The sequence below is a fragment of the Luteibacter sp. genome (assembly GCF_035539195.1).
In the GTDB taxonomy this organism is placed as follows: Bacteria; Pseudomonadota; Gammaproteobacteria; order Xanthomonadales; family Rhodanobacteraceae; genus Luteibacter.
Window position 1 is genome coordinate 103,368 of the sequence record NZ_DATLIW010000036.1, and the last position, 12,250, is coordinate 115,617.

Annotated in this window: 10 protein-coding genes; 4 read left to right on the plus strand and 6 right to left on the minus strand. The window is 64.1% G+C overall.

Going from position 1 to position 12,250, the window contains the following annotated elements:
• Nucleotides 1-10: 10 nt before the first annotated feature.
• On the minus strand, nucleotides 11-391 hold the full coding sequence (locus VM621_RS14465; protein WP_325469663.1) for a zinc ribbon domain-containing protein YjdM: 381 nt from the start codon (nucleotides 389-391) through the stop codon (nucleotides 11-13).
• 105 nt (nucleotides 392-496) lie between these two features.
• Between VM621_RS14465 and VM621_RS14470 the strand changes: the two genes are divergently transcribed.
• From VM621_RS14470 to VM621_RS14485, 4 genes are read left to right on the plus strand one after another with little or no spacing between them, the layout of a single operon-like run.
• Nucleotides 497-1,495, plus strand: a complete 999-nt coding sequence (locus VM621_RS14470; RefSeq protein WP_325469664.1) for a sulfate ABC transporter substrate-binding protein — start codon at nucleotides 497-499, stop codon at nucleotides 1,493-1,495.
• Between the two features lie 2 nt (nucleotides 1,496-1,497).
• Nucleotides 1,498-2,322: a sulfate ABC transporter permease subunit CysT gene (gene cysT, locus VM621_RS14475; RefSeq protein WP_414674541.1), complete on the plus strand. Its 825-nt coding sequence runs from the start codon at nucleotides 1,498-1,500 to the stop codon at nucleotides 2,320-2,322.
• Nucleotides 2,319-3,167 (plus strand): sulfate ABC transporter permease subunit CysW, encoded by an 849-nt coding sequence (cysW, locus tag VM621_RS14480; RefSeq protein WP_325469665.1) that lies wholly within the window; start codon nucleotides 2,319-2,321, stop codon nucleotides 3,165-3,167. The genes cysT and cysW overlap by 4 nt, the downstream gene beginning before the upstream one ends.
• Complete coding sequence (locus VM621_RS14485; RefSeq protein ID WP_325469666.1) at nucleotides 3,164-4,276, plus strand: sulfate/molybdate ABC transporter ATP-binding protein; 1,113 nt, start codon at nucleotides 3,164-3,166, stop codon at nucleotides 4,274-4,276. The genes cysW and VM621_RS14485 overlap by 4 nt, the downstream gene beginning before the upstream one ends.
• Here VM621_RS14485 and VM621_RS14490 read toward each other — a convergent pair.
• The 5 genes from VM621_RS14490 to VM621_RS14510 all read right to left on the minus strand — a co-directional run bounded on the left by VM621_RS14490 (nucleotide 4,273) and on the right by VM621_RS14510 (nucleotide 12,111).
• Complete coding sequence (locus tag VM621_RS14490; RefSeq protein WP_325469667.1) at nucleotides 4,273-5,022, minus strand: DUF72 domain-containing protein; 750 nt, start codon at nucleotides 5,020-5,022, stop codon at nucleotides 4,273-4,275. The genes VM621_RS14485 and VM621_RS14490 overlap by 4 nt on opposite strands.
• Before the next feature lie 100 nt (nucleotides 5,023-5,122).
• Nucleotides 5,123-5,959, minus strand: a complete 837-nt coding sequence (gene yidA, locus VM621_RS14495; protein ID WP_325469668.1) for a sugar-phosphatase — start codon at nucleotides 5,957-5,959, stop codon at nucleotides 5,123-5,125.
• 139 nt (nucleotides 5,960-6,098) lie between these two features.
• The gene (locus tag VM621_RS14500) at nucleotides 6,099-7,301 is read right to left on the minus strand and encodes an alpha-galactosidase (protein WP_325469669.1); all 1,203 of its coding nucleotides are present in this window, start codon (nucleotides 7,299-7,301) and stop codon (nucleotides 6,099-6,101) included.
• Between the two features lie 35 nt (nucleotides 7,302-7,336).
• Nucleotides 7,337-9,151, minus strand: coding sequence for a glycoside hydrolase family 35 protein (locus VM621_RS14505; protein WP_325469670.1), 1,815 nt, complete (start codon nucleotides 9,149-9,151; stop codon nucleotides 7,337-7,339).
• Nucleotides 9,152-9,207: 56 nt separating this feature from the next.
• Nucleotides 9,208-12,111, minus strand: a complete 2,904-nt coding sequence (locus VM621_RS14510; protein ID WP_325469671.1) for a TonB-dependent receptor — start codon at nucleotides 12,109-12,111, stop codon at nucleotides 9,208-9,210.
• Nucleotides 12,112-12,250 lie beyond the last annotated feature (139 nt).

A 12,250-nucleotide genomic window follows, 5' to 3' on the forward strand; every position in this document is an offset into this window, starting at 1 on the left:
GATGAAGACGTCAAGCCTTCTTCAGGAAGCAGACCTTCAACACCAGACCCTTGATCTTGTCCGAGCTGCCTTCGATGTGCTCGACGTCGCCGTCCACCAGGTGGATATTGCGGATGATCGTCCCCTGTTTCAGCGGGATGGACGAACCCTTGACCTTCAGGTCCTTGATCACCACCACCGAATCGCCGTGGTTGAGCACGTTGCCGTGCACATCGCGCACCGTGGCGGCGCCTTCCTCCGCATGGGCCGCCTGCTGCGGCCATTCGTGCGCACAATCCGGACAGATGAACGCATCGCCGTCCGGATAGGTGTTTTCCATGCCGCAGATCGGGCAAGGCGGGGTCTCAGACGTTTCCAAAGGGAATCTCGCTCGTTTATCCAGGCGGCCCATGATAATCGACCGAGGGAACCCTTTTCACGCCGCACTGACACCCGGACCCGCTACATCGACGCTTCCTCTCGCGCGCGTGATCCGGCTACCCAAAGGAGCATGACGATGAAGCTTCGTCCCACCCTCCTGGCCCTGGCGGCCACCGCCATGGTGCTGCCTGTGTTCGCCAGGGACGTCACCTTGCTCAACGTGTCCTACGACCCCACGCGCGAACTCTACAAGGCGCTGAACACCGCCTTCGCCGCCGACTGGAAGGCCAGCCACGGCGACACCGTGACTATCCAGATGTCGCACGGTGGCTCGGGCAAGCAGGCGCGTGCGGTCGTGGACGGATTGCCCGCCGATGTCGTAACGCTTGCGCTGGCCTACGATATCGACGCGGTGGCCGACCGTGGCCTGCTGGCCAAGAACTGGCAGACGCGACTGCCGGACAACGCATCGCCCTATACCTCGACGATCGTCTTCCTGGTCCGCAAGGGCAACCCGAAGAACATTCGCGACTGGGGCGACCTGGTCAAGGACGGGGTTCAGGTGGTAACGCCCAATCCCAAGACCTCCGGCGGTGCGCGCTGGAATTTCCTCGCCGCCTGGGGCTACGCGCTCAAGCTGCCCGGTGGCAACGACGACAAGGCCAAGGCCTTCGTCAAGACGGTTTTCCAGCACGTTCCGGTGCTCGACACGGGTGCGCGCGGTGCGACGACCACGTTCACCCAGCGCGGCATCGGCGACGTTCTCGTGGCCTGGGAGAACGAAGCGCTTCTGGCGAAGAAAGAGGCTGGCGGCGACCGTTTCGACATCGTCATCCCGTCGATCACCATTCTTGCCGAGCCGCCAGTGGCGGTGGTCGACAAGAACGCCGCGGACCACGGCACGCGCGAGGTTGCGGACGCCTACCTGACGTTCCTCTATTCGGCCCAGGCCCAGGACATCGAAGCGCGCAACTTCTATCGTCCCCGCTCGCCCCAGGTCGCCGCCAGGTACGCCACACAGTTCCCGCCGGTGAAGACGTTCACGCTGGCGGAGGTGTTCGGCGACTGGCGCAAGGCCCAGGCAAAGTTCTTTGCCGACGGCGCCCTCTTCGACCAGATCGGACCGGGTAACTGAGCATGCGTCGACGGGTCCTGCCCGGCTTCGGATTGAGCCTCGGCTTTACGGTCGCCTATCTTGGCCTCATCGTGTTGTTGCCGCTCGCGGCCCTGGCCTGGAAAGCGACGGACATCGGCTTCGCCGGTATCCTGAAACTGTTCGCGTCGCCCCGCACCTTGGCGGCACTCAAGCTGAGTTTCGGTGGCGCACTGCTGGCCGCCGGCATCAACGTGGTAGCCGGCTTGATGGTGACGTGGGCGCTCGTCCGCTACCGTTTCCCTGGCCGGCGGATACTGGATGCCCTGATCGACCTGCCCTTCGCCCTGCCGACCGCCGTGGCCGGTATCGCGCTGACGGCCATCTATGCGCCCAACGGCTGGTTCGGCCGCTTGCTGGTGCCCTTGGGTATCCAGGTGGCCTACACGCCGCTAGGCGTGCTGCTGGCCATGGTCTTCGTGGGGTTTCCCTTCGTCGTGCGCACGCTCCAGCCCGTGCTGCAATCGCTGGAGCAGGACGTGGAAGACGCCGCCGAGAGCCTGGGGGCGACGGGCCCGCAGACCTTTCTGCGGGTGGTGCTGCCCACGCTCGTGCCGACCCTGCTGACCGGTTTCGCCCTGGCGCTGGCCCGGGCCGTGGGCGAGTACGGCTCGGTCATCTTCATTGCCGGCAATATCCCGCTGCGCTCGGAAATCGCGCCGCTGCTCATCGTCCAGCGGCTCGATGAATTCGATTACGGCGGCGCGGCGGCACTGGGCGTCGTCATGCTGGTGTTTTCGCTGGTCCTGCTGATGCTGGTTTCCGCGCTCCAACGCGGGACCCGGCGATGGGCGGAGCAGCCTGCATGACGGCGCCTCGCCCAGGGCGTGGCGTGAGCGTCGCGCGGCGTCTCGGCCGCGCGTCCATCGTCGTCGCCTCCGTCCTCGCGCTGGGTCTGTTCTTGCTGGTGCCGCTGGCTTCCGTGTTCGTCGAGGCGTTCCGCATGGGCTACCAGGCCTTTGTCGAGAGCATCGACCAGCCCGAGGCGCTGGCCGCCATCCGGCTGACCTTGCTGGTCGCGGCCGTCACGGTGCCGCTCAACGTCGTCTTCGGCCTGGCCGCGGCCTGGGCCATGACCCGCTTCGCCTTCCGCGGCAAGGCCCTGCTCGGTGCGCTGATCGACCTGCCGTTGTCCGTTTCGCCGGTGGTCTCCGGCCTCCTGTACGTGTTGATGTTCGGCGCGCAGGGCTGGTTCGGTCCGTGGCTGGCCGCGCACGGCATCAAGATCATCTTCGCCGTCCCGGGCCTCGTCCTGGCGACCATCTTCATCACGCTGCCGTTCGTCGCGCGCGAGCTGATACCGCTGATGCAGGCCCAGGGCAGCGAAGAGGAAGAAGTCGCGCGCGTGCTCGGCGCGAGCGGCCTGCAGACATTCTTCCGCGTCACGCTGCCCAATATCCGTTGGGCGCTGCTCTATGGTGTCCTGCTTTGCAACGCCCGCGCCATGGGCGAGTTCGGCGCGGTATCCGTGGTCTCCGGACACATCCGCGGACTCACCACGACGATGCCGCTGGAAGTGGAGATGCGCTACAACGAGTACAACTACGTCGGCGCCTTCGCCATCGCGTCGTTGCTCGCCCTGCTGGCGCTGTTGACGCTGGTGGTGAAGTCCGCACTGGAATGGCGCTATCAGGCCGCCGAGAATTCACGATGACGCTCGCCCTGAAAAGGCTCACCCGCCACTTTTCGGCCCTCGCCGCGCTCGACGACGTAAGCCTCGACATCGCCGATGGCGAATTCCTGGCCCTGGTCGGGCCCTCCGGCTCGGGCAAGACCACCCTGCTGCGTATTCTCGCCGGCCTCGACTATCCCGACGAAGGCAGCGTTACCCGGAATGGCCAGGACTTCCTCGCCGCCAGTGCCCGCGAGCGCAACGTGGGTCTCGTGTTCCAGCATTACGCCTTGTTCCGCCACCTCACCGTGCGTGAGAACGTGGCCTTCGGCCTGCGCGTGCGGCCGCGCCGTCGCCGGCCATCGCGCGACCAGATCCGTGCGCGAGTGGATGGCCTGCTGAAGCGCGTGCAGCTCGCGGACCTGGGCAGCCGCTATCCGAGCCAGCTCTCCGGTGGTCAGCGTCAGCGTGTCGCCCTCGCGCGTGCGCTGGCTGTGGAGCCGGACGTGCTGTTACTCGACGAGCCCTTCGGTGCACTCGACGCACAGGTCCGCACGGCCTTGCGCCGCTGGCTGCGTGAACTCCACGAGGAACTCGGCCTGACCACGGTATTCGTCACGCACGACCAGGAAGAAGCGCTCGAGCTCGCCGATCGCCTCGTGGTCATGAACAAGGGGCGCATCGAGCAGGTCGGCCCGCCGCACGTGATCTACCAGGATCCCGCCACGCCTTTCGTCTGCGAGTTCATCGGACGTACGAACCGGATCGTGATGGAGCGTCGTGGAGATACCTGGGCCGCGGGCGGATGGTCGGTTACCGCAGGCAGCTCGGGTGGTCGCTTTCGATCGGCGGTGGCCTACATTCGCCCCGAGCATCTGTCGCTGTCGGTGCCCGAGGGCAAGCCGGCGTGGGGTGCACGCCTGCGCCATGTCTACCTCGCGGGCAGCATCGCGCATCTGGATATCCACATCGCCGAGATCGACCAGACCCTTGAAGTGGACGTGGCGAGCGAGGATCTGGGACGCCTGGCGCTTACCCCCGGTACCGCCCTACGTGTTGCGCCGACCCGACTGGTGGCGTTTCCGCTCGACGATAGCCCGGCCGGCTTACCTGTCGTCGGCGAACGCTGGGTGATGCAGGATCGAGGTTAGGCACCCAGCTGGCGCATCAACGCCAGCGCGTTGGGAATCGCCTCGCCCCGTGCCGTATTGTCGAAGATGCACCAGGCGGCCTTGCCCTCTTCGTGCGCCCGGCACATCTGCAAGGCAACGGCGCGGATGAAGTCGTCGTCATAGGCCGAGTAGTAGACCCGTGGAGCACCGTGAAGGCGGATATACAGCATCGCCGAATCGACGTGAGGTTCCACTCCGGTCACCGGCAAGGGGTGCGCCCAGACGCACGAAACATGCGCTTGGCTCAGGACGGCCGCTCCTTTCGGTGTGAACCACGTGGCATGACGCGGCTCGCAGGCGACCGGCACCTGTGTGTGCTTTCGAAGGAGGGAGAAGAAGCTCCTGGCGGTCCTCACATCGAGTGCCAGGCTGGGCGGCAACTGGATCAGGATGCAGCCCAGTTTTTCTCCCAGTGCGGCCACTTCATGCAGAAACGCCAGCAGAGGAACCTCACTCCTTTGCAGACGCAAATCGTGCGTGATCGTGCGCGGCATCTTCACGCTGAAGCGAAACGATTCAGGAACGCTCGCTGCCCAACGGAGATAGGTTTTCTCCTGGTGGGGACGATAGAACGAGGAATTGATCTCGACGCACGGGAACATCCGCGCGTAGCGTTCCAGGTGGCTGCCCTCGCCGGGAAAGGATGGAGCGTCCTTCGAGGCGAGCGACCACCCCGCGCATCCCACCCACAGGCGCGACGCCGGACGACGATTCCGCTCGTTCACATCGATGCTCCACGTCCCGACGACCTTGCAGGGTAGTGTCACCGGGAGATTGTCGAGCCGCCGTCATGCTTACGTCCGCAGTGCGACCTACGGCAGGGTATTAGAGTGCTGGAGTGAAGCCCGCGGGTCGCTTCAATACGTAACGTTCGATCGCAACGGCGACGCCATCTTCGTTGTTGCTTGTGGTCACATGATCGGCAATGGCCTTGACGGCGTCGATCGCGTTACCCATCGCCACCGAGACGCCGGCGAACTGCAGCATCACCAGGTCGTTCTCCTGATCGCCGATCGCCATGATCCGCTCTGAAGGAACGCCGAGATGCGCGGCCAGGGTTTTCAGCGCCCTGCCCTTGCCGGCGTCTGGATGGAGGATTTCGAGGAAGTCGGCAGCGCTCTTGACTACGGTATAGCGCTGCATGAGTTCGGATGGAAGGTTGGCGATCGCCCTGTCGAGGACGGCTTCGTCATCCACCATCATGAACTTGCGAAAGCGCCACGCTGGGTTCACCTGTTCGACCGAACGGTAAAGCAGCGGTGTGCGTGAGATATACGCATCGCGCACCGTGTGTGAGCTGATATCCGCGTTCGGCGTCATCATGCTCCGCTCGTAAAGCATGTGGAAATGCACGCCGAGATCCCGGGCGACCTTCTCGCAATAGAGAAAATCGTCGTAACCGAGGCTGGCTTCCGCCACCGTCCTGGTGCCCGACGCATTCTGGATCACGGCGCCGTTGAAGGTGATGCAGTAGTCGTCGTCGCCGGCGATGCCGAGTTCTTCGAGGTATTCCTCGACGCCCGAGAACGGCCGTCCCGTGGCCAGGACAATGCGGATGCCGCGGGCGCGAGCGGCGGTAACGGCCTGCTTCACCCGGGGCGAAATGGTGTGGGCGGCGTCGAGCAGCGTGCCGTCCATGTCGATGGCGATCAGGTCGATCATGGGCTGTGTTCGCTAGGGGGACGCGCCATATTACTGCATCGCAGCAACGCCCCACCTCACATCCCGACGAACCGGATCATCCGGCGCCCGCACAGGGTCGACATGCGGGCGCCGGGCTGGTCGAACGCCGGGCGCCGTGTTACTGACTGATCCGGTACATCACCGTGGCATGCGGCTCCAGCGTCGTCTTGATCGAGCCGTCGCCCTTCGCGTCCTTATGCGCCCAAAGGTCGCGCATGGTGTAGCTCCCGCCGCTCTTCAGGCCGATCTCGGTAGCAGCCACAGTGACGTCCTTCGCGGTATCGGCCTCGTTGAACACCGCGACCGCGCGACCGCCGTCCTTCAGCGGCTTGACGATAACGTGGATACCGCCGGCGTCGCGCACCTGCTTACCCTGCACGCCCAGCGGATCCTGGTCGATCGCGATCACGTCCTTGTTGAGCAGGATCTGCAGCGCCTCGGGCTTCACGGTGCGCAGATCGGTACCGATCAGCAACGGCGAGGCCATGATCGACCACAGACTGAAATGACTACGGTACTCGACATCGGTCATGCCGCCGTTACCCACTTCGAGCATGTCCGGGTCGTTCCAGTGGCCCAGGTGAGCGTAGCGGTCGAGAACCACGTTCTCCTTGAAGATCTTCAGCATCGAGGCGTAGTTGTCGCTGATGTCGCCCGTCGTGCGCCAGGAACCGGCACCGACCGGGGCCTTTCCCGCCCAGAGCCAGGGCTTGTTCTCGCCCCATTCGCACATGCTGAAGAAGATCTGCCGGCCGCTGCCACGCAGCGCTTCGGCCATGTCCGTATAGCGCTTCCTCGCATCCACCTTCTGGTTGTTGCAGTTGTCGTACTTGAGGTAATCCACGTGCCAGGAGGCGAAGGTCTTTGCGTCGTCCTTCTCATGGCCCAGACCTCCCGGGAAACCGCGGTTCTCTTCCAGCGGCTCGCAGGTGGAGGTACCCGCGCTGGAATACAGGCCGAACTTCAGGTCGCGCTGGTGGATGTAGTCGGCAAGCGCCGCGATACCGCTCGGGAAACGCTTCGGATTGGGCTGCAGGTGGCCATCCTTGTCGCGCTGCCAGTTGGCCCAGCAGTCGTCCACGTTGACATAACGGTAGCCGGCGTCGCGCAGCCCGAGGCTGATGAACTTGTCGGCGATGCCGCGGATCATCGCTTCGTCGAACTCGGCCCGGCAGTGGGTGGAGTTCCAGTTGTTGAAGCCCATCTGCGGCAAACCGGCAGCGGCGTCATCCGCCTTCACCGGTGTGCTGGCGATGGCCGTCGCGCACATGAGCGCCGAAAATGCGGCGCCTCGCAGGATGCTTGTCATGGAATCGCTCATGGATACCCCTCGTGTCGGTAGGAATGGGTGTTGTGTCATGGCATGCCCACCGTGGACGTGCCGAGGATGGGTTGCTTGCGCGTACCGAGCACGGGAGTGCCTTCCACCAGCAGGTCAAGGACCACGATCTGGTTACCGCGCGGCTTGAGCCAGACGCCGGGTACGTAGAGCGTCCGTTGCGGGCCGATGCTCCAGGTACGTCCCAGCGGATGGCCATTGAGCCAGACAAAACCCTTGCCTAGCCCGGCCGTATCCAGGAAGGTATCCGCAGCGGCGCTGCCGGCGACGGGCGCGTCGAACGTGGTGCGATAGAAGCAGGGCGCATGCTTGCATCCCCCTGCCGCGTAGTGCAGCGAAGCGCTGTCGGTGAACGGCAGCGAGTAGTTCTGCCAGTCGCGAAGCGGCTGGCCGTTGAGGGTGACGGCACCAAGAATACCCTTGCGCTCGTTCAGCATTTTCTCGCCGAAGTTGATGCGCCCGTCGTTCTGCACCAGCAGGTCCAAGGTGTCGCCTTTGTGTACGGCGACGGTCAGGCGATCCTGCTTCAGCCGGCGATCGAGCGTGCCGATCCGCTTGCCGTTGACGTAGATCTGCGCGTAGTCGTGCAGGGTCTCGATGCGTAACTCGCCGGACGCGTCGGCGTCGATGCGCTTGCGATAGAGGATATCGCCATACGCCTGATCCAACGACTCCATGGACCTCGGCTCGGCCGATTCCACCGGTGCTGGCAAGCTGTCCCACAGCGACACCGATTCGGCCAGCCGAATACCGGCGATCGCCTGCGTCGGCGGCGTGGCGGGCACGGGTGGCGGGGAGACACCGGTTTCCCTGGCGATCACCTCGCGCGCGGCCAGGTATTTCGGGGTGGGACGCCCGCTCTCATCGAGGGGACTGTCGTAGTCGTAGCTGGTCACGTCGGGCTGGTAGTTGTCGTCGTCCCAGTTGGCGCCATTCATCCAGCCGAACGAGGTACCACCGTGGAACATGTAGAAGTTCACGGAATAGCCTTGCTTCAGCATCCACGACAGTTCGTCGGCGACCTTCTTCGCCGGGGCGACGTGGTGCGGTGCCCCCCAATGGTCGAACCATCCGATCCAGTACTCGCCGACCATGTACGGGCCGCCAGGCTGCCAGCTGCGCAGTTTCTCGAACTTCCGCGGTGCATGGCCCACGCCGAAGTTGATCACCTGCAGGACGCCAGGCAGCGAGCCGGGCTGTTCCGCGCTATCGGAGGTCGTCAGCAGCGAGGCATTGAAGCCGCCGTCGACGATGCCGCGACGGATCTGTTCCATGTACGCGGTATCCGTGCCGAAGCTGCCGTACTCGTTCTCGACCTGTACGGCGATGATGTTGCCGCCACGACCGAGCTGCAGCGACGCCAGCTCCTCGCCCAGTCGATGCAACCAGCGCTGGGCCGGCTGCATGAACGTCGGGTCGACACTGCGTACCTTGACCCCGGGATCCTTGAGCAGCCACGCAGGCAAGCCACCGAACTCCCACTCGGAACACACGTAGGGGCCTGGACGCAGGATCACGTACAGGCCCTCCTCCTTCGCTTCCCGGATGAACTCGGCGACATCGTTCTGCCCGCTGAAGTCGTAATGCCCCGGGGTGGATTCGTGGGCGTTCCAGAACACGTACGTCGTGATGGTGTTCAGGCCCATCGCCTTGGCCATCTTCAGACGGTCCCGCCAGTACTCGCGAGGCACCCGCGCGTAGTGCATCTCGCCGGAAACGATGCGGAACGGTTTGCCGTCGAGAACGAAGTGGCCCTTCTCGATCGTCATCGGCGCACCGGCCGCGGCGGGTGCGGCGGGCGCCACGCCGCAAGAAAGGGCGGCCAGTAACACGGACGCTGCGACATTCCTGGATCGACTCACCATGACACCTCGCTTCAAGGGGGACATCAGAACGTTCCGCGCACGCCCACCGTATAAACGGTGCCGTCGGCTTCGGCGTACAGGAAGCGGTTGCGATACACCGAGTAGTCGTACAGGTGCTCGTGCGTCAGGTTGGTACCCGATGCGAACACCGACAGGTGCTTGCTCACCGCATAGCTCGCGCTCAGGTCGACCTGGCCATAGGCGCTGCGCGTGGCCGGCTGGGCCCCCGAGCCATAGGCAAGGCTCTCCAGGTACTTACCGCGCCAGTTGTAGGCAAGGCGCACCTGCACCGGGCCCTTCTCGTAGTAAGCGCTCGCGTTGGCGGAGTCACCGATACCGGGCACGGCGAACTTGCCCGATGCCGCGATGACGCCCGGACTCAGGGCGGTGCTGCTCTTCACGTGCGTGTAGTTGAGGGCCACGCCCAGGCCATTGAATGGATCGGGCAACAGATGCGTGAACTGGTAGTTGAAGGTCACTTCCTCGCCGTAGATGTTCGACGAATTCAGGTTGATCGGCTGGGTGAGCGACCAGATGAACGGCTGTCCGGTGTTCGCGTTGGTCAGGAACGGGACCGGCGTGCTCACCAGCGTGCTGAAGTTGCTGACCTTCTTGTAGAAGCCTTCGAGGGCGATGTAGCTGGCATCGTCGATGTACCACTCCAGGCCCATGTCGTAGTTGCGCGAGCTGTACGGCTGGAGCTGGGGGTTGCCCTGCGAGATGGTCAGCGAGTTCGGGCGCGTACCGAAGCTCTTGTTGTAGTACAGGTTGCTCAGCTCGGGCGGCGTCAACGTCTTCGACAGCGAGAAGCGATAGACCAGGTTGTCGAGCAGGTTCCACTTGAAGTTCATCGACGGCAGCCACTTGTGATAACCGCCCTTGGCCGACTGCGCGGCCAGCGGGCCATAGGTCACCTGGCCGTTGCTGGTGTCGTTGGGATCGACGTAGTACGCGATCGGAGGCTGGTTGACCGCTGTGGAGGTCGAAACGATGTTCAGATAGCGCACGCCGAGGTCGACCGCCCAGGGCATGTTCCACATCGTGCCTTCGAAGACCGCCTTGGTGAAGAACGACTTCTCCTTCTCGCTCACGTCGTTGTAGCTGCCCGGATTGGGCGCGGCGGCGAGAGTGCCACCGTTGGCCGCCAGGCCGGCGAGCAGCGCAGCACGCTTGTCGTCGGGAAGCTGGTTGTACGCTGCCGGCGAGGCCAGCCAGTCCAGATAGGCCCGCGGATCGTACTGAATCCACTGCGACGGCAGGCCCGGCGACGACACGCCGTGGATCTTCGGTGGCGCGTTGAAAACGTACGCGCCGATGGCGTCCGGCGGCACGGGAATGGAATAGCCGCAATAGGCGTTGCAGAGGATGCCATTCGGCGTGCCCCAGCTCACCGACTTCACCCATTCGTTGGTGTACTGGACGCCCGCCTCGAGCCGCGTCAGCACGCCGTCGTTGAAGGCCTTGTCCAGCTTGAACTGGTAGTTGTCGACCTTGTTGGTCACGTTGTTGCCGGAGCCCGCGTTACAGCAGTGCGCCGCGAGGTTGTCCATGTTGGTGGGCGAGAGGATGTTCGAATAGCTCGGCGGCTCGCTGTTGCCGTTGTTGGTCCAGGTCGGATGGGTGCCGAAGTTCTTCGCGCCGACCACGAGGAAGTAACCGTTGGGGCTCTGCTTGTTCCAGGCCTTGGAGCTGGACACATCCAGGCTGAGCTTGGTCGTTTCGTCGAGGTCGAAGCCGAGATTCAGCCCGTTCTGGTAGCTCTTCTCGTAGCTGGGCGTATACGACGTGACGTAATCGTTCGCCATGACGTTCGGACCCTGGCTGTTGCGCACGAAACCCAGCGCGGTGTTGTTGGCGTCGGTCGTCAGCGACTGGATATCGGCCGTGTTGCCGTACTGGCCGAACTCGTGTTCGATCGGATCGACCTTGTAGCTCGAGTACAAGGTGTCGAAAGCGACGGTGAGGCGGTCGATCGGCTTCCAGTCGATGGCGCCGCTGAACCCCTTGCGGGTACGCGACTCGTCCAGCACGTTGCTGGCCAGGGTCTCCGGAATCGCCACGTTGGTGTAGTTGGGGTTGCTCAGGTTCGACAGCTTCGAGATGTCCTGGCCGGCGTACCAGGAATTGGCCTGCGTGTTGAGCTGGGTGTCCTTCCGCTTGTAGTACGAGGCGGAAGCCGTCCAACCGAAGGTGTGATCCTTGTTCGTCCAGCCAAACAGGCCGGATGCCTTGGGTGTGGTCTTGCCCTTCCAGTCGCCGGTGAGGTTACTGTTGATGCCCGCGGCGCTCCATGCGCCGTGGTACCCACTGAAATCCAGCGGCCGGGCCGTCTGGATGTCCACCACGCCGCCGATATCGACTTCGGAGATGTCCGCCGACGAGGTCTTGTTGACCTGCGCAACGCTGATGATTTCCGACGGCAGCACATCGAAGTTGAAAGCGCGCGAGCCGGAGGCCGTGGCCATCGGCCTGCCATTGATGGTGACCGCGACGAATTCGGGACCGAAGCCGCGCACGGCGATCTGGCTGGACTCACCGCCACTGCGGTTCACCGACACGCCGGGAACACGCTGAAGTGCGTCAGCCACATTGGGGTCGGGGAACTTGCCCGCCTCCTCGGCCGAAATGGAGTCGACGACGTTGACCGAATCCTGCTTGATCGCCTGCGCTCGCTGGAGGGCCGCCAGCTGGCCGGTGACGGCCACGGCGCCCAACTCGGTGACCTTCTTGTCGTCGCTCTTGTCGGTCGCCGTCCTGGCCGCCTTGGCTGGCGTCGGCGAAGACTGTGCTCCGGCCGGCGTCGTATCCGTCGTTGCTGGCGCTGGCGCCGTCTGCGCAAAACCCGGTGCGCCGTAACCGACTATCCAGGCGACACCCGTTGCCACAAGCGAACGCCGCACGGCGACCGCCAATTTCGTTAGCTGCATGGTTACCCTCCCCCACGTTGTGGAATACCGTCCAATGAGCACTTACGGCTTTGCCGCCCGACGCTCATTGGCACCGTTATCCACAACGACGCCATGAAGCCTCGAATTCCCCGTCACCCCTTACCCCAGACAGAGCGAT